Below are 26691 nucleotides of genomic sequence, written 5' to 3' on the forward strand. Positions count from 1 at the left end.
CGATAGAAGTGTTTTAATATGCTTTTTCTACGGTTTGTTCAATGCCGACTTTCAAACTCGTGCTTAGTGATCCAATGAGTGGGAGGGCTAGGCAGTTGGAGGTTAAGGATCCTGTTGTCCAGAGGTTTGTGGGTTTGAGGATTGGTGATGAGGTTGATGGTGGGGTAATAAAGGAGGTCTTTGAGTTACCGCCTGGCTTTAAGATTAGGATTACAGGTGGTAGTGGCGTTGATGGTGCTCCAATGTTACCAAATATTGATGGTGCTGTTAAGAAGTACTTGCTAATGCGTGAGGGTGTTGGTCATCATCCTGAGAAGCGCGGTATGAGGAAGAGGAAGCTTGTTAGAGGTAACACGATAAGTGATCAAATAGTCCAGGTAAACGCGGTCCTTGTATACCCGAAGGATTGGAAAGAGGGGCCGGTCATATTATTCGGCGACAAGGAACTTCAGAAATTAAGTGGTGGCGAGCAGAAGGCTGAGGAAAAACAACAGTAAAAACTGCTTTAGTTTTTATTTACTAGCATTTGTTTTCTTTATTTAAGGAAAATAGAAAATAATACATTAAGGTCTATGGCATGAATATAATTTTTATAGATGAAATAATACCTTATTATATTTGTCTTATTTATTGTTTTTGTTTTTCGTTTCTTTTTCGTTTTATTCTTATGATTCTTTCTAAAGCGATATATTTATAAACCCGCGTTACAGACTAGACAACGTATGGTTAAGCTAGAGGACCTGGCAAAGAAAGAATATGAAGTAGAGTATGAGGGGAGCAAGTACAAGCTTAAGCCAACGAAGGTTTGGAAGGTGCAGCCTAAGGGTAGGAAGGGCTTCGTAATGGCGTTGTTCAGGCTTCCCACTGGTAAGGTTGTTAGGAAGGTTGTGGCTAAGGTTGATGAACAAGGAAATATAATGGCCTAATAATACAATAACATTACATCTGCCTCAAAAATTAAAAATCAATTATTTCCAATTTCTACGAAGGGATTCACATGGATCTTATTAAACTTAGGATAAACGTTGCAGATTACGATGAATTAGTGCAACTAATGCTGAGCTGCACTAAGTGCGACCTGCATACAACGAGAAAGAGGGTTGTCCCTGGTGAAGGACCTTTAAATGCCAGGATCATGATAATTGGTGAGGCACCGGGCGAAAAGGAGGATGAGGAGGGTAGACCATTCGTTGGTGCTGCTGGCCAGTTATTAACTAAGTTACTAAGTAACGTGGGTATTAGGAGGGAGGAGGTCTATATAACGAACATTGTTAAGTGCAGACCACCTGGTAATAGAGATCCTGAACCTAATGAGATTGAGGCATGTAAACCTTACTTAATTACTCAAATATTTATGATTAAGCCCCAAGTGATTATTTGCCTTGGAAGACATAGTGCTAGGGAGATCCTCGTGATGGCTGGTTATCCGGAGAAATCAGTATCGAACATAAGTAGTATTAGGGGTAAGGTGTTTAATGTAAGACTTGGTGATCTGAATGTTAAGGTGCTCCCAACATATCATCCAGCTGCTGCTCTGTATAATCCAAAGCTCAGGGGTGTTATTGAGGATGATTTAAGGAAGATTAGGGCAATAATTAATAAGGACAAGGGAGGCGGTATACTTGATTATTTAGGTTCATAGGGTTCCATTAAGTATTCTCCACAGTCCTCTTACATACCCAGCCAGGTACGGTAAGGTGATTAGTGTGTTTATCAATTCCACATGCATTATGGAGAGAATTAATGCGGAAATTACTAAGATTGTCATTAAGTATTCTGGGAATAAATTAATGCTTTCCTTGGTCCATTTACGGGAGCCCTTTGGTGTCGGTATCCATTCAATCCTACCAATATTAAATAAACCCATTAAATTTGCAATGGCTATTTTAGGTAGGGCCATTATGAAGGCCAAGTTAGCACTATTTACTGCAAATGCATCCTTAAGGGGATTACCACCGTATTCCTTATCGAGACTGAGTAGGGAGTATAAATACATCGATAATGACGGTACTATGATTATTAATAACGCGACAAATGCCCACAATGGTATGCTCATGCCAATAATATCCATTATTATAAGTATTAATATTGATATTAGTTGAAGAACGTAGGCAAAGTACTGACCTAAATAAAGAGATACTGTGATGCCATGCCTTTTACGTAAAACCCGCCAAAGATATTTTCTAATAACTCTACCCACACCAAAACTCCACCTAAGTTGTTGTTTAAGAAAGCCGGTATAATTAACGGGAACCTCCACTTCAATGAATGCGTTATCAGCATACATGATCCTTAATTCATTAATAAAAAACCTCACACTAAGTTCTACGTCTTCGAGAACATCCTCAGGCCAATAACCAGTTTTCCTTAGGGCACCAATGCTCACCAAGGAGCCACTACCAAGTACTGGTACCCAGTTAATTAAATTATCAAGAGCCTTAAAAACCCTGAAAAAGAGTAAGTAGCCAATCCATTGACCACGTGCCAGTAGTGAATCGTTCTTATTACTGGCAATCCAATGAGGGACAACAGCGCTTGCTGAATCAACGTAACTAATAAGCTCGGTAATAGCCTCATTATTAAGTATTGAATCGACATCAAGTACCAGCATATAATCATCATCACTAAGCCCCAATCTCTTAATTACGTAATTTAATGCGCCACCCTTATATCCACTCGGCTTTTCCCTATGAATTACCCTAAATCCATACTTACTTCCTAACGTCCTTATAATGCTTATGGTTTCATTATCATAATTATCAAGAATGTAAATTACGTTAAGCTCCGTACGTAAGGAAGATAGCCTCTTCATTGAGAGTTCTATTAAGTCAAGTGGTTCGGATTTAACAGGGATCACTAAAAATATCCTTTTCATGATACTTGCGTGTTCATTATTTGGTTTATTTTTGTGATTATTAGTCCTTGTCTTAATAATGATTAATTGATATATTATCGGGTAAAATGACATTATCGTTATTACGAGATACATTATTACGATTATTACCCTGTAATTAATGACCATTATGCGGGCATTATAATAATAACTTAATAATTTATCCTCTTTGTTTTTATTTCAACTTTTTATATCACTTAGATCCAGAATGACATCTATATGTATATTCTTATCCCTTAATTTCTCAATCCATGACTTGCTCATTGAAATAAGTACAGATACGCCTGCAAGCCTAGCCCCTGCATTATTTATTATTTCAATCAATGCACTTAATGTTCTTCCTGTCCTAACAATGTCATCAACTATCAAAACATCATCACCCCTCTCAAGTAAATGTCTCGGTAGGTATAGGGATACTCTACGTGGTGGTGAGTCAACTATGTAACTAACTTCGTAAAAATCCTCAGAGGCAATATCCTTATATTGCTTAGCAATGGCTAACTTAGCATTTAACGCGTAGGATGCCATTACCGAGAGAGGTATTCCATCAGTTGCTGCAGTTAATACCTTATTTATTGGTAATTCCGAGAATGTATCCTTAATTCTTCTTTGATAAAGTCTAAGGATGTGCGGATTAAATAAAACGTTATTTAAATCGACAAATCCATCCTTAACAATGACATTCTTCCTCAAAACCTCAGTTAAATCAAGCATTGGTTTCAGTTTTTCCTTTATTACATTTACCGTATCCAATGATGGTAATAAATCACCATTCGCATACCTACAGAGGAGACTCTCTGGTATTTCCAGTATTTGTGATAATTCTCTATATGATAAATCATAAATAGACTTAGCAGTATTTATTAGCTCAACAGCTTCCATCTGTTCATCAACCTTAGCAAGTCTCCTACCTAACCGCATTTAATTAATTATTTAAACAATTGTTTAAAAAGTTAATTGGTAAAACGCTCCATAGATCATATAGTCACGATAAAGTTAAGTATATTACTAATGGTCATGTAGTGAAAGGTTTTTATTGGAAAATAGTTATTTATTTAATGTATGAGTAGTGAGGAGAGAAGGGAGGAAACGGGGGGTGAGGAGGAGATTGAGAGAGGAGGTGTATCGGCGGAGCTCGTTAAGGGTAATATTCTGAAGATTAAGTGGGTTACGGGTAAGACATCGGCTGCAAGACTATTTGGCAAGTACGGTAGGGAGGGTAGACCTGACTTCTTTAGGCTTCTCTTTGGAGCTATTGGTGGTAGCCTTAGGTCACAATTCCCTGAGGATAAGGCGAACGAATTATTTAATAATATTAGGAATTCCCAGGGCTTTAAGGATTCGTTGAATGAGGTCTTTGAGTCAATGAAGAGGTGGTTCTTTGATGAGGTGGTTCCTAAGTATCAGCTTGAACGTGGCGATGTTTTTGTAGTATCAACAACGCTCGAACTTAACATCAATACGGGAGAGCTTAAGTGGAATAAGGAGTCTACCCAGGTTATTTATTGGATAAGGAGTGATAGGGTTGCTGAGAAGTGTAAGGAGCTTGGTATTACAGTAGGAGCTGGCTCTGAGGAGATTGATAGGCTGAGGAGGGAGAGAGATGAATTAGCAGGTAAGGTTAAGGAATTAACGAATGAGAATAATAGGTTAAAGGTCGAGAATGAAGAATTAAAGAGAAAGCTCGAAAGTATTAAGAAGGTAATTGGGCTGACCTAACCACCATAATACCCAATTAAAACTCCATAACCAACAACATCACCCACATTAACAGACCTTACCAAGTCAAAATCACTCTCACTCGATGGTAGTAACTCCCTGTTTAAGGCCAGGACTATTATTACGTACTCATGCGGAGGACCAGGTGGTGGACATGGCCCACCATAACCAACCTTACCAAAATCATTAATGCCCTGGTAACCAATGCCAGGAACGTAGTATTGAGCTGGGATGCCCTGAGGCAATTCCGTTATATTGGGTGGCGCGTCATAAAGGACCCAGTGGATGAAGACACTACCAGGTGCGTTGAGATCCTCCATTATTACCATGAGGGATTTAGCATTGCTTGGTACATTACTTATGTACAGTGGTATTGAGTAATTTAGGCCACTGCACGTGTAATTAATAGGTATTTGGGAGCCATTGCTGAATACTGAGCTCACGATTATCCTAGGCACATTCGTTGGAACCTTAACGAGGCCTATTGTTATGTAGGACTCCTCATGCCTGGTTGGTGCTATGAGTAGGACCACCATTACTATGGCTATGGCGAGAATCAACGCGGTTATTACGTACCCAATCCTCATATTCATATAAACCATGCTTAAAAATGCTTAATAGGTTTTGTTGCTTCGTAGTGGTGCATGCCTGTAATTACGTTTAAGCGAAGTGACCTGGAGGATTTACTGGGCAAGTACTTTAGTGGTGATGAGGAGCTTATTGCGGCGTTGAATAGGCTTAAGGGTGAGGTTGAGGGAGTCTCCGGCGATGATGTGACGTTTGAGGTTACCCATGATAGGCCCGACCTATTTTCTGTGGAGGGCATTGCAAGGGCATTAAAAGGTTTGTTTAAGGTTGAGGTTGGGCTTCCTAAGTTTAATATTGTTAATAATGGCTTTAAGCTCATCGCTGAGGAGGTTCCTAATAGGCCGTACATAATGATGGGTATTGTACGTGATTTAAGACTCAGTGATGAGGCCATTAAGCAGATGATCCAGCTTCAGGAGAAGCTTCATGCAACCTATGGTAGGGATAGGAGGAAGATGGCCATTGGGTTTTATGACGCTGATAAGATTAAGCAGCCACTCACGTATAGGCTTGAGAGACTTGATGCAATTAAGTATAGGCCATTGGATAGTGATAGGGAGATGAGTGGTTCTGAGGTTGTTGAGAGTACCGAGAAGGGTAGGTTATACGGTAAGTACGCAGTTTATGATGGTAAGGCGCCAATACTAATTGATTCCGAGGGTAAGATACTCGTGATAATACCCGTACTTGGTAGTGAGGATTTTAAGGTTACGGAGAGGACTAGGAACGTGTTAATAGACGTTACTGCCACGGACTTAAAGCTTGCTAAGTCAATACTCGCCGTTTTAGTCTATAACTTGCTTGAGAGGAGTTCATCAAAGACCGTTGAGATTGTTAATGTAAATGCGCCATGGGGTAATCTAGAATCTCCCATGCTTAATCCTATCGAATTTAAGTTATCTATTAATTTCGTAAATGAGTACTTAGGCCTTAACCTAAGTAAGGATGATATAGTGAATTACTTATTGGCATCTAGGCATGACGTTATTGATTACGGGGAGGAATTAATCGTTAAGATTGCTCCATATAGATTTAACGTACTTCACTCTGTTGATCTTGTTGAGGATATTGCCGTGGCCTATGGTTATGAAAATATACCAAGAGAATTACCTTCACAACCTATTAGGGGTGCAAGGGATGGGTTAAGTGTTTTTACTGACTTTGTAAGGGATTTAATGATTGGTCTTGGCTTTCAAGAGGTTCTTAATTACATGATGAGTAATAAGGATGTCATGATTAGGAGGACAATGAATCAAAGAGAACTTGTTGAAGTTGAAAATCCCAAGTCTGAACTTTACACGGTTATTAGGGACCACATATGGCCTCAATTAATGGAAGTTGCAGCAAGAAATAAAGCCCTTATTGAGGGTATACTCAAAATATTTGAGGTTGGTTATGTCATATCGCCAAGTCAGAATAGTGAGGTTGGGGTTAAGGAGGACCTGGTACTTAGCTATCTCATTAGCGGTCCGGAGATAACGCTTACAGATGGACTCTCCGTGCTTAAGTCATTAATGGCAAGTCAAGGCATTAATTATCTGCCTAAACCATGTGAGAATCCATCTGGTTTAATTGAAAGAACGGCCTGCATTTATGTTGATGATAAAAATATTGGTTTTATAATGGAGTTAAGGCCTGATGTAATAGTATCATTTGGTCTTGAGTATCCAGTTGTTGTAAGTGAAATTAGACTTAGTGAAATTATGGGATTGTGATAGGGAATATTAAAATAATAATGACTTCCGGTATTATTGGGTTAGTATGTATGGTATCGTATTTAGTAAGGTTGATGTAGTGTCTAGGGGAGTGTTCGAGCTCTTCAGCAAAAATGGGTATCTCAGGTATAGAATGAGTATGGGTGATTATGAAATTTATGATCTAAGGGGAAACCTTGCATTTTATGCGTTAAGTAAGGATATTGTTTACCTAGATGATCTTGAGGAATTACTTTCAAAAATTCCTGAAAAGCTTCAGGAATTGATCTTCGTTAGTCGACATGAAATGAGGAACCCAAGGCCAATGTTTACATCCCACGTTACGGGTAATTGGGGCGCTGCTGAGCTAGGTGGAAGACCAAACACATTATCTCTTGCTAATCCACATACTATTACGGCGTTTTATAGGGAGCTATGTAGGGTTAGGTCTGACTATGGTCTTAATAACTTTGAGTGCCACGTCGAGGCTACGCATCATGGACCAACAATAGAGTCAATACCGGTAACATTCGTAGAGCAGGGTAGCAGTGAGAAGGAATGGTCCATAAGTAGGGGTTGGGAATTACTTTATTATGTTGTTAATGAGTTCCTTGAAGGTAGGTTAATTAGTAATAATGAGCCTGCAATATCAATAGGTGATCTTCATTACTTAACGATAGATAATAGATTGATTAATGGAGAGGCTGATATTGGTCATGCAATACCGAAGTACATAACGCCAATAACTAGGGAGATGATTATCAAGGCTGTGAATATGATGACCCATAGACCAGTTAAGGCTTATATTAATTGGAAGGCGATTGACAGTGAAGCAAGGAGACTTGCTACTCAAGTTCTTAATGAACTTAATGTGAGGGTAATTAAGAGGATGTAGGGATCATGCATAGTTTTAAATGATGATATTTATGTCGAAGGGAATCTACGTAGGTATTGATCTTGCACTACCTAATAGGAGGAGGACCGGATTTGGATCATTAAATATTAATGAGCATACTTACTACGTAAGTACATTATCCACTGAGGAGGAAATAATAAACTCAGTACTACAGCAGGACTCATCATTAGTGTGTATTGATGCACCACTTGGGTTCCCCAAATATGGTATTAATAGGTTGATTGAGATAAAGGCTAGGAGGCTTGGTCTTAGGCTTATTCCACCATTACTAGGTCCAATGAGGCAATTAACGATGTATGGTATAGAAATATCAGGTAAATTAACGCAGTTAGGCATTAGGGTTCTTGAGGTTCACCCATCATCGACACTTAAAGTACTTGGGATGAGTAGGCAGGACTTTATTAACTTCATTACCTTAAGACTGCGAGGTCCTTTAATAAGGAATGAGCATGAGGTCGACGCATTAGTATCGGCATTTACCTGTCTATTGCATGACCATGGATGTACCGAGGAATTACTTGGTTACGAAGGCGAAGGTTCATTAATAATTCCTCGTAATAACTGTATACTGTGGGTGATTGCACATGGGTGATTTATTTAATGAATTAATCAATGAATACAGGGATATTATAATTGATGTATTTCAATTGGGAATTAATTGCTATGGTGATAATTGTATTATTAGGGTTACTGATTGGGATTATATTAGGGAGCTTAAATGTCGCGTATACGGCCTAATGGTAGATCCAGAACAAGTTAATGAATTATTGAGGCATCCATCTATGATTAAGTTATTGCTAAAATCAGGAGTTAATAGGTTCATTGTATATCCATGTATTACCCAAGACAAAATATCATTGTTAAATAGGCTTGGATTTACCATAATGAATTATTTAGTGAATGATGATTGTACATTAACTAAGGAAGTTGTTATACACCTTGATACATACAAAATAATCAATTTGGTCAATAAAGGAATTATTGTTTATGTTCATCTATACTATCCATATATTAAAGGAAAAAAGGATACTACATACGATATCAATTCTATGTTTGATGCTGCCCTTGAGTATCTAAGAAGATCAGGGGTTAAGATACGTCTGATTCTTGACGTGAACGGCCACTAACTCTCACGTAGAGCTCTTTTATTAGCTCGGCCCATTTTAAACGAATGTAGTTGCCTTCGTACTCAATGTAATTCCTATAAATATGCTTTTTGGTCATTCTCGTATATATTTTACAATGTGAGCATCCAAGAATAACATATGTAGAGTTTTCAATTAGCTGAAGATTAGAGCCGCAAATTGGGCATTTCAAGCTCAATTCCAGCTTTGACGTCTCTTCCGACACCATTGTTTAGGTATTGAAACTAGCAGGATATTTAATTAACATTTAAAATGTTGACGTTATTTAAAAACCGTACCGTATATTAAGTTCGTTAACGGTATCAATGATAAGTTTCTATTGTATCTACGATTTTAGGGAAATGGTTTCAACCATTTTACCAGATTATCACTGAGACCTTTTAAGCGGTAATACGATATTTTGCTCCCTTGCTAATTATAAGATGTTAGCGTTATAGTTCTGTTAAGTATTTATAATTAACAGGTAAGCAAACTTGTATTATTGAAGCATTAGGATATTATTATCTAAGTAATTAATTAACTGAGCATATCGTTGGGGCATTTTAATTTAGTATTGATACTGATATTAGCGTTATTTTACAGGTTCACTGTAAATAAATCATGCATAATAACTAATTATCAATGCTTAATATACAGAGAAGCATACCAATACCTAGGATAGGCCTTGAGAAGCTCGTAAATTATATACTAACGATTGGTGAGAATCCTGGAATTAATTGTGCAGCTATTAAGGATAAGGGTTTGGACATTGGTAAGGGAAGGGGTGATATAACTAGGTTTTTCCAGAGGATTGGGATAATAGAGGTTTATGGAAATTGTAACATTAAGCTTACTAATATTGGTAATGTAGTGTATAGGGCATTAAACGAAGATTTAACGTTAGCAAAAATGCTGCTTCATCTAATACTATATAGAGAGTTACCTCATTACAGGTTATTAATTGACTTAATAAGCGATAATAGGTCTATAAGTGTTTCTGAGCTTCATGAATTAATAAATCAAAAAATGAGGGAGTTATCACCAACTGCCTGGCTTAATGAAGTTGCCTTTAAGGCGATAATCGGTCTTGCAACCGATCTTGAGGTAGTGAATGTAGAGAATGGTAGAATTGGTATAAAATATACGGCATCCGTAAGCGAGTGCATAAAGGGGTCAATGGTAACCTTAAACACACAAAAAATCCTTAGACTGGATAACCTAAATGACTGTCTTAAGCGATTGCTTAGGAATATTGACATAAAGCCGTTACTAATTAACAATTTAGATAGTTGTGTTGAGCCGATAGTAGCTCCAGGACTCGCAGGTCCTAAATCAACGTATTTCAAAATAATTAACGAAGACTGTGTAATCAAGCAGATTATTAATACCATTTTAAGTATGCCAATAATAGATAGATAATCAGCATTGTTTGTTTTTTAGTTGGAATGTTATTATGTACTTATTGTGTTTCTCGATGTACGTTGTGCTGAGTATTACCTCATCACCGATTTTAACGCACCTCTCATCCTTAACATTGATGAGCCAGCCCATGACCCTAACATTGCCAACCCTTGCAATCGCGATTATGTACGGCTCAAACTCCTCATAGCCCTGGGGTCTCGAGTAAACCCTGGTAAAGGTCTCGAGGATGCCCTCCCCAGGTAATTCAATCCACTCAACATCGCTTGAACCACAATATGGACAGTCAGCCTGCGGTGGGTAATAAACCGCGCCGCAAGACCTGCACCTAGTTGCGTAGATCTTACCTTCCTTAAGACCATCCCAATACTTAACGGTCTTACTAATGGGTATCTTATGCCTATAGACTATTGGTACTGAGTCTATGGTAGGTCCCTCAGCCTTAACGGTCTTCCTGCTAGTTTTCTTCTCTGCCATGTCCATTACCTCCTCAGTATTGTCACATAGCCATAATGACCAGTACCACCAATATTATGGGCAAGGGCGATGTACCTCTTCAAAGGCGCCTGCCTACCACGTTCCCTCTCTTCCCTCAGCTGCTTAACCAGCTCATAAATCATAGCCAAACCAGTGGCACCAAGGGGATGACCCTTACCCAGGAGTCCACCGCTCAGGTTAACAGCGACCTTACCACCAATGTCGCTCTGCTCCTCCTCAATGAATTTACCTCCCTTACCCTTTTCCACGAAGCCTAAGTCCTCGTATGCCATTATCTCGGCTATTGTGAAGCAATCATGTACCTCGGCAACCTCCACATCCCTTGGTTCGATACCTGCCTTCTTATAAGCCATCTGGGCGGCTATTTTTGTGGCCTTTAGGCTCACGTAGTCCTCACGCCTAGTTATGTTTGACGTATCGGATGCATAACCAATTGCCTCAATCCAAACTGGAATATCAATGTGTAGTTTCTTAATCGCATCCTCACTGGCTACTATTGCCGCTGCGGCACCATCCGTTATTGCGGAACAATCGTAAAGCTTTAGAGGCCACGCAACAGGTCTTGACTTGAGGACATCCTCCACAGTTACCTCAAACTGAAACTGAGCCTTTGGGTTCCTAGCCGCGTACTTTTGGTTCTTAACCCTAACCAAGGCTAACTGTTCCTCTGTTGTTCCGAAATTAGCCATATGGGCTGTAGCATATAGGGCGTAATACGCCGGAAATGTCGTACCGTAGAAATGGTACTCCCAAAGATAATTACCACCTCTACCACCAACAGCCAGTGATGTTGCTGTGTCGACCTCATTCATCTTCTCCACACCAATGGCCAGGGCTATGTTCACGAAGCCCGAGGCAACCATGTTATAGGCCACGGCTAACGCCGCACTACCAGTGGCACAGGCAGCCTCAACTCTCAATGGGCCCTTCTCACTGAAGCCACTATATTCATTGACTGGGACTGCTGGGTATAGCTCATACGTCCTAGTGCCTGCACTGCCAACAATCGATATATCAATATCCCTCTGTGTTAAGCCAGCATCCTCAAGGGCCTCCCCAACGGCCTCCCAAGCAAGCTCCTGAATCGTCACATCACCTCTAACACCAAAAACAGACTGACCAACACCAATAATGCCGACTCTACGCACGATATGTTTCGTAGTAAGGATCTAATAAGATTGTCCTCTGGGTATAGTATTTATTGTTATAGATATTATATAATATCGCCTCTTTTTATTCATTTATTATTTATTATCATATTACGAGCTATGAATGATGGAGTTTCCATTCACAGAAATGATAGATAATCCATGGATAAAGATACTTAGTAGGTATCCTACTCAGAAAGATCGTGAGGTTCTTAGAAAGATCGACTTTGTTCAATTATGATTATATTGTGATTGTTATTAGGTATAAAAGTGGAATTGAACCAAGTAGTATTGGTATCGGTAAGGCAGGTGCGTATTTCTTTATCGGCAGTATGTATTTAAACGTTATAAATAGGCCCACAAGGATTCCTATCAATGAAGTTAATGAAGCCAATGCGCTTTGTATGAATGTAAAGTCATGAGTAATGTATTGAAGCATTGTTAATGAAACCAGTGTTGCATACAGCACCAGGTCACCAACGCCAATGCCTATACCATCCATGTCTAGAATTAACCCTCTAAGTATTGGATACTTACCCTCGCCATATTTGGAAAGTTCAGTTACTAATCTACCGAGTAATCCCCTATACACCATTATTATGTCATAGAGCGGTAGCGCAACTAATAGGATTGCCAATGTCCAGGCAGGTAAAGCAATAGTGAATATCACACCTGCCATTGAACTATATGCGCTTATTGCCAGGGCTCTAACTATGGTGTTCTTAGCCTTAATTGCGGCGTACATTATTAATGCGCTAATTATGATGGCTATTATGAATATTGATAATGGGTAATTGATTAATGGGGTTGCCTCGTATCCATATACATAGGTCATTGTGTAGAATAGTACGGAGCTCACTATAACGATTGCCAATAATACGTTTTTCAAGGTCTCAAATGTCCTTATAAGTCCTCGCCTTATCAATCGATATATTATGTACGTAGCTATTATCATAATTATTATTATCACGGCCACATTGTATAAACCAGCGCTTGAAGTATTTACGGATTGAAATGGTGGGCCCGCAGGTACTTGCGTCTCGCCAATATTTATTAGGCTTAATATGAGAATTACAGCTATTATTGGCGACGTTAATGGTAATAACAAATGAGACATCTTAATAATGCGTTCCTCACTCTTTGGCACACATCATGGTTAAAGTATTGATTTATAACCTTAACTAACTTCAGTATTTGGATAAATTGTTGATGAACCTTAAGAAGTTAGACCAGTATGCCTTGGTCATGTTTATATCCCTAGAGAATAGGTCCCTAATATCCTCAATATTCATGAGTATCATGGCAATCCTATCAAGACCCATACCGAATGCCAAAACCCTGCTTTTCCTGAGTCCAAGGGGCATTATTACCTCAGGTCTAAACATTCCTGAGCCAACGAATTCAATCCAACCAAGCTTTTCATGAAATGCATAACCCTCTGCAGACGGGCTTGTGAATGGGAAGTAGGCTGGTTTAAACATGACCTTTTTCAAACCCATACCCTTAGCCAATGCCTCAAGAATTCCCAGCAGGTGCTTAAAGCTTAGTTTCTCTCCAACAACAATTCCATCTGCCTGGTGAAACTCCATGGAATGCTTCGGGTCAAGGATCTCGGGTCTAAACACCCTATCAATGGTGAATACCCTGTACTCGCCATCACCACGCTTATAGAGTGTCCTTACAGAGACAGACGTTGTTTGTGTTCTTAATACCAGTCTGACAGCCCTACTTGGGTCCCACTTATAGCCCCAGCCTCTTGAACCTGTTATCCAGCCATTCTCATGAGTATGCGCAACCCTACTTATCAATTCATTATCAAGCAACTTACCAGTACTTGGGTACTTAAGGAAGTAGGTGTCATGTATTTCCCTAGCAGGGTGATCCTGTGCCTGGAATAGAGCATCAAAGTTCCAGAACTCAAGTTCTATATGTGGTCCGTAAACCTCCTCAAAGCCCAGTGATACGAAGACCTCCTTCACGAATTTAATGAATTCGGAGAAAAAGTGTTTAGTTACTATGGGTGCTTGTGGTGGTGGTATTGATAGATCAAACCTTTTAATTATCATATTCCTCCAATTACCGCTCGTTATTAGTTCGGGTGTTAATGCAGTGACGACAACACCAACCTTTATTAATTCTCTATCCATTAGTTCACGTGCACTATTTGTGATCATTAACTCGATAATACTCCTCTCCCTAATCCTAACGATACCTCTCTTAAGGAATTCCTGGACAATAGGCTTAATGACGTCTGGTACCTCATCCTCAAAAACACCATTCTTTATTTGAGTTAATAAGTCCTGCCTATTATTCACAATGTTGATCTTGTCCTCGGCAATTGCCTCAATAATACCCCTATTAATCCTAATAATACCTAGCCTACTTAATGTGGATAATGCATAATTAACCTCATTAGGCATTAATAAAATGCCATACTCTCTCGCGATATTAGGTACTTCATTAATACCTGGTTTACAACCACAATTTAATAGCACCTTTACTAACCTAACTTCAGGAAGTCCAACTTCAAGATACCTTTTACCCTCTTCTGTTAATTCAATGATTCTTTTTATTGCCTTACTAACATGTATTAAGCCTAGGTTCTCTAGCTCTGCAATACTTCTCATGAGGGAATTCGCGTCCGTGCCAAGCTTGGATGCGACCTCATCAATTCTTACCGGTATATTGCTGTCCTTTAATGATTTTAATATATCAAATTCCTGCTGTGGTAGTATTATCTCCTTATTCTTGTCATTGTTCATTCGTATACATTAATCAATCATTCCTCATGTCTTATAAGGATTACTCAGGGTGTTACATTGGGTCCTAGGATAAATATATAGCATACATAATGGATAATGCTAAAAAATACATAGTGGAGATTTCTCGTGATGGAAGTATTAGTTCTCGTAAAGCTGGCTCTTGATACGGGACAACTGAGAATTAGCGAGACAAAGATAGATACAGAATCTACGCCGCTAAAGATAAGCGATATTGATAGAAATGCTGTTGAGGAGGCTGTTAGGATTAAGGAAAAGGCGGGTGGTAGAGTCCGTGTAATTACTGTACTTAAGTATGGTCCATTAACAAGGAGACAACAGGAGGCTGAGAGCTTACTTAGGGAGGCATTGGCCATGGGTGCTGATGAGGCATATTTAATAGTCGATAATGCCCTAATTAATAGTGATCAATTATTGACGGCTAAGGCCATTGCCGCCACAGTAAGGAGGTTGGGTAATTATGACTTAATAATCGCAGGTGAGGCTACAATAGATGGATATACAAGCCAGGTTGGTCCTAGGGTAGCCGCTGAATTAGGAATTCCCGTCATTTCCTTCGTTAGAGAACTAAAGGTTGAGGGTAATAAGGTAATTGCTAAGCGCGACCTTGAGGAGGCTGTACAGACAGTGGAGGCTCAATTACCTGTACTGGTCACTGTTACTAGGGAGATAAATGTTCCAAGAATACCACCATTACTTCAGATAAGGGCCGCAATGAAGAAGCCCATAAATAGATTGAGCCTTACTGATCTCGGTATTTCCATTAAATCATTGGTTGAGGTGAAGAATATAGTGCCAATACAGGTTAAGAGGAAGGGCGTGATAATTAAGGATGGTACCGTTGATGAAAAGGTGGATAAATTGATACAAGAATTAATTCAAGATGGTATAATAACTCCGAGGTGATGGGTGTGGCGAAGGTTCTTGTAATAGGTTCAATTAATGATGCAGGACTAATAGGGCTGGTACAGAAGGTAGATAATCCTGAAGTACATTATTTAATGCTTGGAACTGGTGATGCATCTCAACTGGGCAGGTATGGTGTTGCTAAGGTTTACTTGTTAACCACGCAGGTTGATGAATTATCATTTTCCGAGACGCTAATAGATCTGATAAAGTCTAATGATTACTCAGTGATTATAGGTCCAGCGAGTAAGTTCCTTAAGACGGTAATGCCCATTGTTGCGCAGAAACTATTGGCTCCATTGATCGTGGATGTTATTGATCTAAAGCAGAGTGGTACCGTATTCGAAATAACGTATAATGGTATAGGAAATAGGGCTCAAGTAACTGTTAAGGTGTCTGATAGGATATTTCTAATGGCTCCGTCAGCACGCTTTAAACCCAATGAGAAGGCAACTACGGTAACTACCGAGACTTTACAACCTAAGACTGTTACGGGCATTAAGGTTGTTTCTACTGAGGAGAAGCCTAAGGGTAAGGTTAGGATTGAGGATGCTGAGTTAATTGTTTCTGTGGGTAGGGGCTTTAAGAAGCAGGAGGATCTTAAGCTCGCCTTTGAGTTGGCTGAGGTTCTTGGGGCCGAGATTGGTTGTTCAAGGCCAATAGCCGCGGATTTGAAGTGGCTCAGTGAGGATCACTGGGTCGGGCTAAGCGGTCACAAGGTCAGACCAAAACTATACATGGCAATAGGCATAAGCGGACAGCCACAACACCTTGCCGGAATGATGGAGGCAAAGACAGTGGTGGTAATAAACAACGACCCAAACGCACCATTCCTCAAAAACTGCGACTACGGCGTTGTTGAGGATCTATATAAATTCGTTCCAGCACTAACAAAGAAGCTCCGTGAATTGCTTAAAAAATAAAGTTAATGAAATAATTGTTTTTAATTTGATTTATTATTAATTTTTCTGATTATATTTATCTATTTTTAATAAGAAAATTTATAATTATTTATTTTAATTAAAACTATAGATATATAAAATAAAATATGATAATGCTTTAAAATATCGTGTCTTGCTTGTTTCGATGGATTACACTCAATTATGCTATGCAGAGTATTTTGGTTTACCTAAAGAGTTATCTATGATTATTGTGTATAGTTTAGCATCATTAACGGTTATACTATTCTTTTACTTTCTTAAGCTTAGGTTAAATAGGTATGGTATTGGCCTTTGGGAATTCATATTAATATTGCTTAAGGGTTATAGGGCATGGTTACCATTTCTCTGGGATATTGCAACTCATAGGCGTTTCACTAAATATGAGAGTATTGGTGCCGTAGCTCACCTAATGATTCTCTATGCTTTACTATTATCGTTGATAGGCACATTGATTGTTGCTGCTAATCAGTACATAGGCATAGTCACTGGTAAGGAGGTATTTTGCGGTTACTTCTTTCTGGGTTATAGTTTAGTCATGGATATTACTGCATGGGTTCTCTTCATAGGTTCTGCCCTGGGGATTTACAGGGTTCTTGGTAGGAAAGAACTATACACGAGAAACGAGTATTACACAAACTTACTGTTCCTTGTAGGATTCATGTACTTAGCCGTGAGTGGCGCCATAATTGAGAGCTATAGATTTATGCACATGGACCTCTGGCGTTATTGGATGTTCATGCCAAATGCTTTACTATTATCCTCAATAAGTTCATCAAGTGTTCTATACATGGTGATTTACTACACGCATTTTCCGCTGGCGTTCATATTAATAGCTATATTACCACTCACGGCAATCTTCCACTCATTGCTTGGGCTCTACAATTACATAATTAATTATAAGAGACCTCTTGGTGAATTAAGCAAGCCGTTTGATTTAAAGGAATTAACTGCTGAATCAGCAACTGAACTAAAGGTAGGCTTCTCAAATGTAACGGAGATCCCAAAGTTAAATAAGGCAGAAGCAATAGCATGCACAGATTGCTTCAGATGTCAGGATGCGTGCCCAGCATATGCTGCGGGTAGACCCCTCTCACCTATGATGATAATAACGAAGATAAAGCATGGGCTTTATAATAATGATGACAAGTTAATAGATGGTTCTATTGCAGATGATGAGTTATGGGCATGCACAACATGTGGTGCATGCATGAATACATGCCCCGTTTACATAAGGCATGTTGATTACATAATCGATATGAGGAGATACCTAGTCATGATTAACATGAGGATCGATCAAAAGAAATCAAGTCTATTGCTTAATCTATCCCAGTACAACAATTCAATGGGTATGTCTAACTATGGCAGACATGATTGGCTAAAGGAATTAGGTGTTAAGACCATCCAGGAAAATCCAGGTTTTGAGTACTTACTATGGGTTGGTTGTATGGGTAGCTTTGACAATAGAACGAGGGATATAATAAAGTCTTTGATTGAAATCCTAAGGGAGGCCAATCTCCTGGATAAAATAGCTATACTAGGTGATGAGGAGACCTGTTGTGGTGATCCAGCAAGGAGGCTTGGTGAGGAGAGTAGGTTCCAGGAACTTGCACTTAATAATATTGAATTATTCAGGAAGTATAACGTGAGGAACATAATAACTATTTGCCCGCATGGATATAATACCTTCAAGAATGAATATCCGAAGATAGACTCATGGATGAGAAATATAAAGGTAATGCACCACTCAGAGTTCCTGGAGCAATTAATTAATGAAGGTAAGATAAGGATGAATAAGAATAATATCGTCTTCACGATACATGACCCATGCTATTTGGCCAGACATAATGGTGTTGTTAATCCCCAGAGAAATATTGTTAAGAAACTTGGTGAACTGAGAGAGACGAAGTACCACGGTACACAAACCTTCTGCTGCGGAGCTGGTGGCGCTAATTACTGGTATGATGTACCTGAGAAGAAGAGAATTAGCCATATAAGGCTTGAGCAGTTAATGGAGACGAATGCCCAAACGATAGTCACACTATGCCCATTCTGCAATGCAATGCTCACTGATGCAGCAAGGATTAAGGGTGTTGAAGATAAGGTGAAGATACTAGATATAGCGGAAATTGTTAAGTCATCAATCATTAAGCCGCAGGAGGTTAAAGTTAGTGATTAAATGTAAAAATTAATTATTACCCCTTGGTTCTTGGTTTTTAGTGAATCGTAGATTAATTGCTATTGGTGCGGAGGCAGTGCTTTATTTAGAGGATTGGCTAGGATTAATTGTCCTTGTTAAGGAGAGAGTACCAAAGGGTTATAGGAGGGCTGAGTTTGATAATTATATTCGCAAGCTAAGGACTATTAATGAGGCCAGAGCTATGATAAGGGCTAGGGAGTTAGGTATACCTGTGCCTAGGATTTATGACGTTGACCCAGTCAACATGAGGATTAGGATGGAGTACCTTAACGGAATACCACTGGTTAGGTTATTAATGAATAATAGTGAAGATATTAATGACATTATTATCAACTACATAAGGACCATGGGTAATCACATAGGTATACTACATAGGAATGGTATAGTACATGGAGACCCAACGCCTGCCAATGTATTAATTGTTGGGGATAAGCTATACCTAATAGACTTTGGCTTATCAGAAATGCTTGGCAGGATGCCCATGACGCAAGACATAAGGATGTTGTATAAGTTAGCCCTCGATCTTAACGTAACTCTAAGATCCTTTGAGGCGTTACGTAAGGATCAAAGTCAGTTCCTGTTCATGGAGTTCCTTAATGGCTATAAAGATGCCATGGGACTTGAATTAGCAGGGAAGGTTCAAGCAATTATTAGTAAGATACGGAAGATGGTTAGATACGCCGTTAGATGAATTACATCGATTACTCACGAATAAATAAATTTTAAAACTTCTCTAAATACCGTTAGGCGTGCCTCACCGTAGTAGGCATAAGCGAGGTAGGAGTGCAAGTACAAGGCCTGTGTCTAAGGTAACGCCTTCATGGGTTTCATACACGCAGGAGGAGGTTGAGCAGTTGGTAATTGAGCTGGCCAAGAGGGGTTTCTCGCCATCAATGATTGGAATAATACTTAGGGATCAATATGGAATACCACTTATTAAGCCAATACTTGGTAAGAGCATTACTGAGGTTCTCCAGGGACATGGATTAGCTCCGCAAATACCTGAGGACCTAATGAACCTCATCAGGATGGCCGTGAAGATTAGGAAGCACCTTGAGGAACATCCAAAGGACTTAAGCGCTAGAAGGGGCTTGAATCTTGTTGAGTCTAAAATACATAGGTTGATTAAGTACTATAAACGTGTTGGTAAATTGCCACAAGACTTCACATACACGCCTGAGGCCTTCTCAATGCTTGCATAGTGAGGTTTAATCCAGTGGTATTACCTCAGCCAGTATGTAATTCTCATTATTACACCTAACTCGCCCGGTCTCTTTCACGATCCTTACCTTAGTGCCCTCCTTAAGTACTTCCTCATTGGGTAGGTATTTCCTGGCGTCATTACATGTAATTAATGACTTTACGTATGTAATCACAACACCCTCAATAAATAACTTAGTTGGTATGGGTATTACTATTGGAAGCTCCTCAGCGATTATCGGTACCATGTCCTCACCCGTTAGAAGACACTTATTGGGTTGCGGTAAACCCACGTGCTTAACCTCGGCAATCCTATAAACCCTACCTGGCCTAAGTCTCGCTACGCATATATTAAATAATTTACATTGTTTGCATTCATTTGGGATTGAGTATAGTCTAAAGGTCTTGCCGATAACAGCCTGTTCCTTGCCAATCAGTGTCATTACTCTTTTTATCTCCATCATCTCTCACTAATCAACGCCTTATTCCTGACTAAGTCTAGGTTTAGTAACAAGGTTTTTAGTAAATTCTCAACCTGCCTTAGATCGTCAGTATTAATTAATGATGCTGGTGAGTGTATGTACCTCGCAGGTGTCGAAATAACCAACGATGGCACACCAGCACCGTAAGTATGTATTATCCCTGCATCCGTACCACCATATGGATTGACCTGCACCTGATACCTAATATTTTTGTCTTCTGCGAGTTCGATAGCCACAGATAATAACTTAGGATTAGCAATCATTGATCTATCAAAAGCCCTAAGCGCAGCACCGCCACCAATCCTCGTTATCCAAACATCCTCACTGCTAGTCGGTACATCAGCAGCAACTGTGGTCTCGACAATAAAGGCTATGTGGGGATTGACCTGATGAACAACAGCATTAATACCCCTAAGACCAACCTCCTCCTGCGTATTCCATGCAAAGTACAGCGATACATCTCCACTCACCTTATTCCTAATGTCCTTAAGCGTGTCTATTAAAACCGTACAACCAACCCTATTATCAAACGCCTTACCAATAACCATGGAACCCCTCTGCCTAAAATCACCCACGAACGTGCCCGGAGTTCCTGGCATTACACCACTCTTTAAAGCTTCATCCTTACTGCTAAAGCCTGCATCAACATATAACTCCTCAAACTTTGATGGAGGCTTCTCCTTACGTAAGTGCGGTGGATCAACACCAACGACACCGACGATATCTCCATCCTTACCCATAAACACTAACTCCCTATCTAAGAGGACCCAGGGGTCTAAACCACCAATAGGTACTATTCTCAGGAAACCCCTCTGATCAATGTGCGAGATCATTACGCCAACCTCATCCATATGAGCACTAATTAGAACCTTAAATGAACCATTACCAACCCTAGCAATTAGGTTGCCCAGATTATCGGCCTTAACCTCATCAGCGTCATTGTTAACTAAACCCCTAATCACGTTTCTAACCCTATCCTCAAAACCGGAAGGACCAACCTCCGTCGATAATTGGCTCAACAGATTTATATCCATACAAGTACAAGGATTGCTTTAGACTTAAAAGCTTTGAACCTGTGATTAAGCAAGGTTATAATTCTTTCCCGTGGTAATAAGATTCAGCCTTAAGTCTGTCTTCCTAATTGAATCCCACTTACTGGAGAGCTTAAACATAGCCCTCACGGCATCGATGTTCTCAGGAACCACAATACTTTCCTGGTGGACGCCCTGCATGAGGAATAGCTCATTCTGAAACACAGTTATTGAATCCTCTATGAGTGCATTCTCCATAACATCACCTCTAAGCCTACCGAGATCTCTAGCCCACTCGATTATTTGTGCAAGGGATTCGATCTTTCTTGACGCTGAATTGAACAACAATATCCTAGGTGTTTCCTCAAGAATCTTCATAATCTCGCCCTTACTTACCTGGCCATCAAACTCAATATTAACCATGTGCAAGTGCATCATTGTTGTGGGTACGGCTACTGCCATGGTAATTATGTCAATGGTCGGTATTACCGTCTGTACATCAGGTCCATGGTGGCTAGGCACTGTGGCTGGATTAAATACTACGTCATTAATCGGCCCCTTCTTAAATTCCCTGGGATCGGCTCCTCTTCTCACTAAATATGCTCTAACTTTCCTTATCTTATAGCCATGTATCAGGAAGGCGCCTATTAGTCTTGAGAGTGCTGTTGTGTTGCAGCTAACAACCCTAATGAACCTTTTACCAATGGCCATGTCATAATTAGCAAGCGCGTTAAAGCTTGTGTCAGCAACCTCTGCTTCTTCACCACCCTGAAATATAGCCCTAAGCCCTAGTGGTTCGTATATCTTTGCCTTATTCTCAGCACCAACGCCATCGGGTGTTGCATCGATGATTACATCAACATTCTTAATAAGGTCATTGATAGTACCTGTAACCCTAATCCCAGCTTTCTCAAATTTATTAACTCTATCCTCATAGGTATATAGCTTAATGCCCTTACTAATGGCAACTTCACCTTCATAATCTGGCGTCTGTTTAATTACACCGATTAATTCCATGTCGTCCATTCTCATTACTGCGTCGGCAATTCTCTTCCCAATAGTTCCGTAACCCATTATACCGATTTTAACGGTCATGTCTCACACCCAGAATTTTGACTTAGATAATTCGAGGGCCTTAATACCGGGTAGGTATGGATCTGCTAGAAATTGAATGAATGCCCTACCACCAGTGGATACGTGGCTTATTCTATTTATTAATCCAAATTTCCTGGCGGACATTATTGTGTGACCACCGCCAATTATTGTGAACTGGGCATTATCAACCATGGCCTTTAAAACATCCCTAGTCCCCCTTGAGTACTTATCAATCTCGACTAAGCCAAGCGGTCCTGTCATTATTGCAATATCGGAGGTCATTATGTACTTACTGAATGTCTCAATGGTTGCTGGGCCTATATCAAGCATTGATTGCGCTTTACCTGGTTCAATAATCTTATCGTCTGACTGAACAGCGTCTATCGGAAGTATAATTTTATCGCTGAATAACTTCATAATATCCATTGCGTCATTAATTGTATCCTGACCAACCTTAATATTGCTAAGTAGCTTATCGTTACCGTAACTTAAAGCTAAAAATAACTGGCTAACTAAGCCACCAAGTAACACTTTATTAATTAATTTTTTACTTAACAGGGTTTTCACAGTCTTCACTGTTTCAGGGATCTTTGCGCCACCTGCTATTAAGACTGTAGAGACACCTCTCGTGTTTAACACCTTACCTAATGCATTTACTTCGTTCTCCATGATAAGCCCCATGCAACTTGGTAACACGTATGGAAAGCCAACTATGCTTGGTTGTGACCTGTGTGCTGTGGCAAAGGCATCAAGTATGAAGTAATTAAATAACGGTGCTAATTTCTTTACTAAATACGTATTTGCGAGTTTTTGAGGCTCTCCTTCAACAACCTCCTCACTAATGAACCTAAGGTTATCAAGCATTAATACCTCACCAGGTCTCAATTTATTTACCTCCTCGCGTGCTTTAGGCCCTATTACGTCATCTATGAAATGTACATCCATACCAAGGTACTTACTCAATACCTGTGCATGTTTCTCAAGTGATACGAATTCCGGATCTCCCGGTCTACCCTGATGAGTTACTACAACAACAGGCAAACCTGAATCCACGAGGTACTTAATGGTCTTTGAGTGAGCCTCTATTCTGTATTCATCAAGTATTTCACCGGAGTCCCTATTTATTGGGACGTTCATGTCAACCCTAACTAAAATCCTACCCTTGTTGCATAGGTTTATTGTTGGGAGTGAACTGGGTAAACTGGGTAAACTCATATCACCCAGTTATGCTTAAGTACTATATTTAAAATTTTCCTACCATAGTAATAATTATAATTATTAATAATTTATAAATTCACGGAAGAAGCAAGATTTTTAATCCGAGGGATCCTATGTAAATGAGAACATGATAAGTGATTACATGAAGGGAGGCTTTAAGTTAGTGATTGAGAAAAATAGGTTAAAAGCCATAAGCGAGGCTTTAAATGCAATTGAGGAGGAGTTCGGTGTTAAGATAATTGTTGATAATGATAAGGGTGAGGTTACGATAACTCCAGGTAATAGTACGAGCTTTGATCAATTAATTAAGGCAAAGAACATAATTGAGGCGATATCATATGGTTTTGATTATAATGATGCCCAAAACCTAAGGAGTGATGATTATACCCTCGAAATACTAGATCTAAAGGATTATGTAGATAAGGATAAGACTAATCACATTAGTAGGATTAAGGCTAGGATCATTGGCGAGGATGGTAGAGCCAAGAAAGTTCTGCAGGAGTTAACGGATACAAACATAGTGATTGGTGATAGGTACATAGCAATACTTGGTCTTTATGAGAATGTGAAAATCGCTAGAGAGGCATTGGAAATGCTAATTCGCGGTAGACAACATGCCACGGTATATAGGTGGATTCAGAATTGGAGAAGGGAGAGTAGATATAGGGAATTGATGGAGAGATTAAATAGGACTTATTATGAAGGTGAAGAAGAGGGTTGAGATACCGTTGTTACTTCTGCAATTTTTACCTCTTCCGTTGGTTTAGTCTCACCACCCGTTGGATACCTTAAGACTTTTATCTTATAAACCTCAACCTTTCTCAGTGGATATATCCTCTTACCAACAGCAAATAGCTGATTACTAACATCACCATACACCGCAGCCTTAATAAAGCCATTAAAGTCCGCCTTGCTTGAAAGGTCATTTAAGGCTTTCATAAACTCCTTCCTAATGGCTCTCTTTTGACTTGACTTACACCTAGTTGGTGTCATTGCTAATATTGTAATTCTTATTAATGCGTTATCCGTGGTATTCACATCCTGAATTAATTGAATAAGACTTGAGCCTCTCCTGATTAGGCTCTTCACGTAATCTCTTGTTAATTCCATGCCCTTAAACCTCGTGTATGCCTTATCCCCCTCAATTCTATCTATTTGGAACCTTAACTTTATGTGTAAGTGACTGAGGTCCTTAGTTATATCAAATAATGTTACCTCTATAGTTCTGCCAATAAGCGAATCAGGTTCATTGGCAGGCACCTCCCCAATCTCTATGCCATTAAATAATGTAGGTGCATGTATAGTAAACCACTTCTTAATCATCCACTTACCTGTCTTAGCCTGTTTTTGTTCTGACACGTTGATCTTATCGATGATCAAAAACCCTTTTTTATATTTTTACCTTCGTAACTCATTGAGGGACTCCATTATGATCTTTAGATTCCTAATGAAGTCATCAATAGTATTATAAACACTTAGTAATTTCTCATTATCAACATGGTAAGTTAATTCATAGGTTAATTTATCATCAATGCACTTAATAATTGATGTGAGACCTTGCGGTAACTCTCTCTCGTCAGGCAATAATGAGGAGATGGCTACTTGGCAATCCTCAATGGTTTTCATTGCAATCTCTAAGGTAATTCTACCCCTAATTTTCATTGATTAAACCCCTTATTACTATTGAGTAATTACTACGTTTAAATACTAAGTCTGCATCCGTAACATCCTCATTAAACGCGCAGTTTATCTGTATTGGTTCATTCCCTATTGAGAATGAATGATTCTTATTTTCTACCTGGAAGTTTATGATTGAACATAACCTATCAATTAATGTTAATGGTTGAGAACCCTGCCTTATCACTATGTTATCCTTATTTAATTGGTTCATAAGTTCATTAATTATGGATATGTACTTAGTAATTATACCATTAATTTCCTTAATACTCTGTGGGTTGAGTATTGGATTCAATAAACCACCTGCGTATTCCCAAAGTACCAACTGGGACTCAACTGCCAATATTGACTCTAGCACATCAATATCATTATTATTCCACTTTCTATGCATAAGTACAAGTTTATCAAGGTAATCACCCCTAAATCCAGCTCGAAGCATGAAATCGCTGATATACTTTAACAGTGTCATTACCTCATCCTCATTAAGCTCATTATACTGAACATCCGTCTTTTTAGCAATAGCCTTTACAAGGCTCCTAGCCTCGGACTCATTACCAGTAATGCCAGGTATTACTGGCGAAAAGGCACGTGAGAGTGACACACTTAGCAATAATCTAAGTATGCCAGGTAATGCTGGATAATTAATGGGTTCAGTGGTTAGCCAACCGTTAAATGACGAAGCATTGTAATTGGGAATTACGGAAAATTCATAGATAATTGCTGTTTCTAAAAATCTTAGTGAATCCTGGCTTAACTCATTATTTAGCAACTGCCATATTAATTGTGGCATTGAGTCCGTAAACTCAAGATAGACATCAGTATTAACCCACTCAATACCTTCCTTGCCTATCATAAATACCCTCTTACCATTAAGTGAGTTTATAAGTTCATTGAGTTTAACAACCGTGGGGGGATCAACAAATAAGATTGAGTTATACCTACTTATCACATCCCTTCTTAGGTCATTTAATGATTCCAGTGTCAATAATGTTATATGCGTTAGTAACCCTCTTCTAAATCGTTCTATTAGAATTACTATTGCAGAAAATAGGGAATTAATAAATGGTGGAGTTATTATGAGTAAATTATCACTTGAGTTTATTATTGAATCCAAGATGAATCTTCCCCTGGACTTCACAAAAATCCTATGTTGTAAAAATCCTTT

General features: G+C 39.3%; 29 protein-coding genes. 15 read left to right on the top strand and 14 right to left on the bottom strand.

Going from position 1 to position 26691, the window contains the following annotated elements; all coding sequences use genetic code 11:
* Positions 1–41: 41 nt before the first annotated feature.
* The 3 genes from VMUT_RS01930 to udg all read left to right on the top strand — a co-directional run bounded on the left by VMUT_RS01930 (position 42) and on the right by udg (position 1642).
* Complete coding sequence (locus VMUT_RS01930) at positions 42–497, top strand: 30S ribosomal protein S6e (protein WP_048056812.1); 456 nt, start codon at positions 42–44, stop codon at positions 495–497.
* 225 nt (positions 498–722) lie between these two features.
* The gene (locus VMUT_RS01935) at positions 723–926 is read left to right on the top strand and encodes a chromatin protein Cren7 (RefSeq protein ID WP_013603742.1); all 204 of its coding nucleotides are present in this window, start codon (positions 723–725) and stop codon (positions 924–926) included.
* Between the two features lie 71 nt (positions 927–997).
* A complete protein-coding gene (udg, locus tag VMUT_RS01940; RefSeq protein ID WP_013603743.1) occupies positions 998–1642 on the top strand; it encodes a type-4 uracil-DNA glycosylase in 645 nt (214 codons plus the stop codon).
* Here the strand turns inward: udg and VMUT_RS01945 are convergent.
* On the bottom strand, positions 1637–3022 hold the full coding sequence (locus VMUT_RS01945; protein ID WP_013603744.1) for a glycosyltransferase family 2 protein: 1386 nt from the start codon (positions 3020–3022) through the stop codon (positions 1637–1639). The two genes, udg and VMUT_RS01945, sit on opposite strands and share 6 nt — an antisense overlap.
* Before the next feature lie 51 nt (positions 3023–3073).
* Complete coding sequence (locus VMUT_RS01950; RefSeq protein WP_013603745.1) at positions 3074–3814, bottom strand: phosphoribosyltransferase family protein; 741 nt, start codon at positions 3812–3814, stop codon at positions 3074–3076.
* A gap of 141 nt (positions 3815–3955) precedes the next feature.
* Here VMUT_RS01950 and VMUT_RS01955 point away from each other — a divergent pair, with 141 nt between their 5' ends.
* Complete coding sequence (locus VMUT_RS01955) at positions 3956–4612, top strand: transcription factor (RefSeq protein WP_013603746.1); 657 nt, start codon at positions 3956–3958, stop codon at positions 4610–4612.
* Here VMUT_RS01955 and VMUT_RS01960 read toward each other — a convergent pair.
* On the bottom strand, positions 4609–5199 hold the full coding sequence (locus tag VMUT_RS01960) for a YbhB/YbcL family Raf kinase inhibitor-like protein (protein ID WP_148224629.1): 591 nt from the start codon (positions 5197–5199) through the stop codon (positions 4609–4611). The genes VMUT_RS01955 and VMUT_RS01960 overlap by 4 nt on opposite strands.
* A gap of 57 nt (positions 5200–5256) precedes the next feature.
* Here VMUT_RS01960 and pheT point away from each other — a divergent pair, with 57 nt between their 5' ends.
* The 5 genes from pheT (at position 5257) to VMUT_RS01985 (ending at position 10353) form a co-directional block, all read left to right on the top strand.
* Complete coding sequence (gene pheT, locus VMUT_RS01965; RefSeq protein WP_013603748.1) at positions 5257–6915, top strand: phenylalanine--tRNA ligase subunit beta; 1659 nt, start codon at positions 5257–5259, stop codon at positions 6913–6915.
* Positions 6916–6961: 46 nt separating this feature from the next.
* Positions 6962–7789, top strand: a complete 828-nt coding sequence (locus tag VMUT_RS01970; RefSeq protein WP_013603749.1) for a D-aminoacyl-tRNA deacylase — start codon at positions 6962–6964, stop codon at positions 7787–7789.
* A 31-nt stretch (positions 7790–7820) separates the two neighbouring features.
* The gene (locus VMUT_RS01975; RefSeq protein ID WP_237699686.1) at positions 7821–8402 is read left to right on the top strand and encodes a DUF429 domain-containing protein; all 582 of its coding nucleotides are present in this window, start codon (positions 7821–7823) and stop codon (positions 8400–8402) included.
* On the top strand, positions 8395–8937 hold the full coding sequence (locus VMUT_RS01980; protein WP_013603751.1) for a hypothetical protein: 543 nt from the start codon (positions 8395–8397) through the stop codon (positions 8935–8937). The genes VMUT_RS01975 and VMUT_RS01980 overlap by 8 nt, the downstream gene beginning before the upstream one ends.
* 639 nt (positions 8938–9576) lie before the next feature.
* On the top strand, positions 9577–10353 hold the full coding sequence (locus VMUT_RS01985; RefSeq protein ID WP_013603752.1) for a hypothetical protein: 777 nt from the start codon (positions 9577–9579) through the stop codon (positions 10351–10353).
* Here the strand turns inward: VMUT_RS01985 and VMUT_RS01990 are convergent, their stop codons facing one another.
* The 4 genes from VMUT_RS01990 to pheS form a co-directional block, all read right to left on the bottom strand.
* Positions 10354–10836 (bottom strand): Zn-ribbon domain-containing OB-fold protein, encoded by a 483-nt coding sequence (locus VMUT_RS01990; RefSeq protein ID WP_013603753.1) that lies wholly within the window; start codon positions 10834–10836, stop codon positions 10354–10356.
* Positions 10836–12002, bottom strand: coding sequence for a thiolase domain-containing protein (locus VMUT_RS01995; protein ID WP_048056813.1), 1167 nt, complete (start codon positions 12000–12002; stop codon positions 10836–10838). The genes VMUT_RS01990 and VMUT_RS01995 overlap by 1 nt, the downstream gene beginning before the upstream one ends.
* A 238-nt stretch (positions 12003–12240) precedes the next feature.
* Positions 12241–13146, bottom strand: a complete 906-nt coding sequence (locus VMUT_RS02000; RefSeq protein WP_013603756.1) for a hypothetical protein — start codon at positions 13144–13146, stop codon at positions 12241–12243.
* Between the two features lie 40 nt (positions 13147–13186).
* Positions 13187–14761: a phenylalanine--tRNA ligase subunit alpha gene (gene pheS / locus VMUT_RS02005; protein WP_013603757.1), complete on the bottom strand. Its 1575-nt coding sequence runs from the start codon at positions 14759–14761 to the stop codon at positions 13187–13189.
* 129 nt (positions 14762–14890) lie between these two features.
* Between pheS and VMUT_RS02010 the strand changes: the two genes are divergently transcribed.
* The 5 genes from VMUT_RS02010 (at position 14891) to VMUT_RS02030 (ending at position 20025) form a co-directional block, all read left to right on the top strand.
* Positions 14891–15685 (top strand): electron transfer flavoprotein subunit beta/FixA family protein, encoded by a 795-nt coding sequence (locus tag VMUT_RS02010; protein WP_013603758.1) that lies wholly within the window; start codon positions 14891–14893, stop codon positions 15683–15685.
* On the top strand, positions 15685–16608 hold the full coding sequence (locus VMUT_RS02015) for an electron transfer flavoprotein subunit alpha/FixB family protein (RefSeq protein ID WP_013603759.1): 924 nt from the start codon (positions 15685–15687) through the stop codon (positions 16606–16608). Before VMUT_RS02010 ends, VMUT_RS02015 begins: the two co-directional genes overlap by 1 nt.
* Positions 16609–16771: 163 nt before the next feature.
* Positions 16772–18802, top strand: coding sequence for a (Fe-S)-binding protein (locus VMUT_RS02020; RefSeq protein WP_048056814.1), 2031 nt, complete (start codon positions 16772–16774; stop codon positions 18800–18802).
* Between the two features lie 40 nt (positions 18803–18842).
* Entirely contained in the window at positions 18843–19514 is a 672-nt protein-coding gene (locus tag VMUT_RS02025) for a KEOPS complex kinase/ATPase Bud32 (RefSeq protein WP_013603761.1), read from the top strand.
* A 58-nt stretch (positions 19515–19572) separates the two neighbouring features.
* Complete coding sequence (locus tag VMUT_RS02030) at positions 19573–20025, top strand: 30S ribosomal protein S15 (protein WP_013603762.1); 453 nt, start codon at positions 19573–19575, stop codon at positions 20023–20025.
* 6 nt (positions 20026–20031) lie between these two features.
* Here the strand turns inward: VMUT_RS02030 and VMUT_RS02035 are convergent, their stop codons facing one another.
* Genes VMUT_RS02035 through VMUT_RS02050 form a run of 4 tightly spaced genes read right to left on the bottom strand, consistent with a single transcriptional unit; the run spans position 20032 to position 23846 of the window.
* Entirely contained in the window at positions 20032–20487 is a 456-nt protein-coding gene (locus tag VMUT_RS02035) for a UPF0179 family protein (RefSeq protein WP_013603763.1), read from the bottom strand.
* Entirely contained in the window at positions 20484–21539 is a 1056-nt protein-coding gene (locus VMUT_RS02040) for a M42 family metallopeptidase (protein WP_013603764.1), read from the bottom strand. The genes VMUT_RS02035 and VMUT_RS02040 overlap by 4 nt, the downstream gene beginning before the upstream one ends.
* Positions 21540–21584: 45 nt before the next feature.
* Complete coding sequence (locus VMUT_RS02045; protein WP_013603765.1) at positions 21585–22631, bottom strand: type II glyceraldehyde-3-phosphate dehydrogenase; 1047 nt, start codon at positions 22629–22631, stop codon at positions 21585–21587.
* A gap of 3 nt (positions 22632–22634) precedes the next feature.
* A complete protein-coding gene (locus tag VMUT_RS02050) occupies positions 22635–23846 on the bottom strand; it encodes a phosphoglycerate kinase (protein ID WP_013603766.1) in 1212 nt (403 codons plus the stop codon).
* A 130-nt stretch (positions 23847–23976) separates the two neighbouring features.
* Here VMUT_RS02050 and VMUT_RS02055 point away from each other — a divergent pair, with 130 nt between their 5' ends.
* Complete coding sequence (locus VMUT_RS02055) at positions 23977–24570, top strand: KH domain-containing protein (protein ID WP_013603767.1); 594 nt, start codon at positions 23977–23979, stop codon at positions 24568–24570.
* Here the strand turns inward: VMUT_RS02055 and VMUT_RS02060 are convergent.
* From VMUT_RS02060 to VMUT_RS02070, 3 genes are read right to left on the bottom strand one after another with little or no spacing between them, the layout of a single operon-like run.
* Positions 24546–25208 (bottom strand): 30S ribosomal protein S3ae, encoded by a 663-nt coding sequence (locus VMUT_RS02060; protein WP_048056815.1) that lies wholly within the window; start codon positions 25206–25208, stop codon positions 24546–24548. The two genes, VMUT_RS02055 and VMUT_RS02060, sit on opposite strands and share 25 nt — an antisense overlap.
* 39 nt (positions 25209–25247) lie before the next feature.
* A complete protein-coding gene (locus tag VMUT_RS02065; RefSeq protein ID WP_013603768.1) occupies positions 25248–25511 on the bottom strand; it encodes a KEOPS complex subunit Pcc1 in 264 nt (87 codons plus the stop codon).
* Complete coding sequence (locus VMUT_RS02070; RefSeq protein ID WP_013603769.1) at positions 25501–26664, bottom strand: hypothetical protein; 1164 nt, start codon at positions 26662–26664, stop codon at positions 25501–25503. Before VMUT_RS02070 ends, VMUT_RS02065 begins: the two co-directional genes overlap by 11 nt.
* Positions 26665–26691: the final 27 nt, after the last annotated feature.

The sequence above is a fragment of the Vulcanisaeta moutnovskia 768-28 genome (assembly GCF_000190315.1).
In the GTDB taxonomy this organism is placed as follows: Archaea; Thermoproteota; Thermoprotei; order Thermoproteales; family Thermocladiaceae; genus Vulcanisaeta; species Vulcanisaeta moutnovskia.

Coding starts and splice junctions, on each gene's coding strand:
- VMUT_RS01960 (WP_148224629.1), bottom strand. CDS start 5,199: ATGAGGATTGGGTACGTAATAACCGCGTTGATTCTCGCCATAGCCATA.
- pheT (WP_013603748.1), top strand. CDS start 5,257: ATGCCTGTAATTACGTTTAAGCGAAGTGACCTGGAGGATTTACTGGGC.
- VMUT_RS02045 (WP_013603765.1), bottom strand. CDS start 22,631: ATGACCGTTAAAATCGGTATAATGGGTTACGGAACTATTGGGAAGAGA.
- VMUT_RS01945 (WP_013603744.1), bottom strand. CDS start 3,022: ATGGTCATTAATTACAGGGTAATAATCGTAATAATGTATCTCGTAATA.
- VMUT_RS02035 (WP_013603763.1), bottom strand. CDS start 20,487: ATGATGGAGATAAAAAGAGTAATGACACTGATTGGCAAGGAACAGGCT.
- VMUT_RS02065 (WP_013603768.1), bottom strand. CDS start 25,511: ATGAAAATTAGGGGTAGAATTACCTTAGAGATTGCAATGAAAACCATT.
- VMUT_RS01950 (WP_013603745.1), bottom strand. CDS start 3,814: ATGCGGTTAGGTAGGAGACTTGCTAAGGTTGATGAACAGATGGAAGCT.
- VMUT_RS01980 (WP_013603751.1), top strand. CDS start 8,395: ATGGGTGATTTATTTAATGAATTAATCAATGAATACAGGGATATTATA.
- VMUT_RS02015 (WP_013603759.1), top strand. CDS start 15,685: ATGGGTGTGGCGAAGGTTCTTGTAATAGGTTCAATTAATGATGCAGGA.
- udg (WP_013603743.1), top strand. CDS start 998: ATGGATCTTATTAAACTTAGGATAAACGTTGCAGATTACGATGAATTA.
- VMUT_RS02050 (WP_013603766.1), bottom strand. CDS start 23,846: ATGAGTTTACCCAGTTTACCCAGTTCACTCCCAACAATAAACCTATGC.
- VMUT_RS02020 (WP_048056814.1), top strand. CDS start 16,772: ATGGATTACACTCAATTATGCTATGCAGAGTATTTTGGTTTACCTAAA.
- VMUT_RS01985 (WP_013603752.1), top strand. CDS start 9,577: ATGCTTAATATACAGAGAAGCATACCAATACCTAGGATAGGCCTTGAG.
- pheS (WP_013603757.1), bottom strand. CDS start 14,761: ATGAACAATGACAAGAATAAGGAGATAATACTACCACAGCAGGAATTT.
- VMUT_RS01990 (WP_013603753.1), bottom strand. CDS start 10,836: ATGGACATGGCAGAGAAGAAAACTAGCAGGAAGACCGTTAAGGCTGAG.
- VMUT_RS01955 (WP_013603746.1), top strand. CDS start 3,956: ATGAGTAGTGAGGAGAGAAGGGAGGAAACGGGGGGTGAGGAGGAGATT.
- VMUT_RS01930 (WP_048056812.1), top strand. CDS start 42: ATGCCGACTTTCAAACTCGTGCTTAGTGATCCAATGAGTGGGAGGGCT.
- VMUT_RS01975 (WP_237699686.1), top strand. CDS start 7,821: ATGTCGAAGGGAATCTACGTAGGTATTGATCTTGCACTACCTAATAGG.
- VMUT_RS02010 (WP_013603758.1), top strand. CDS start 14,891: ATGGAAGTATTAGTTCTCGTAAAGCTGGCTCTTGATACGGGACAACTG.
- VMUT_RS01970 (WP_013603749.1), top strand. CDS start 6,962: ATGTATGGTATCGTATTTAGTAAGGTTGATGTAGTGTCTAGGGGAGTG.
- VMUT_RS01935 (WP_013603742.1), top strand. CDS start 723: ATGGTTAAGCTAGAGGACCTGGCAAAGAAAGAATATGAAGTAGAGTAT.
- VMUT_RS02055 (WP_013603767.1), top strand. CDS start 23,977: ATGATAAGTGATTACATGAAGGGAGGCTTTAAGTTAGTGATTGAGAAA.
- VMUT_RS02040 (WP_013603764.1), bottom strand. CDS start 21,539: ATGGATATAAATCTGTTGAGCCAATTATCGACGGAGGTTGGTCCTTCC.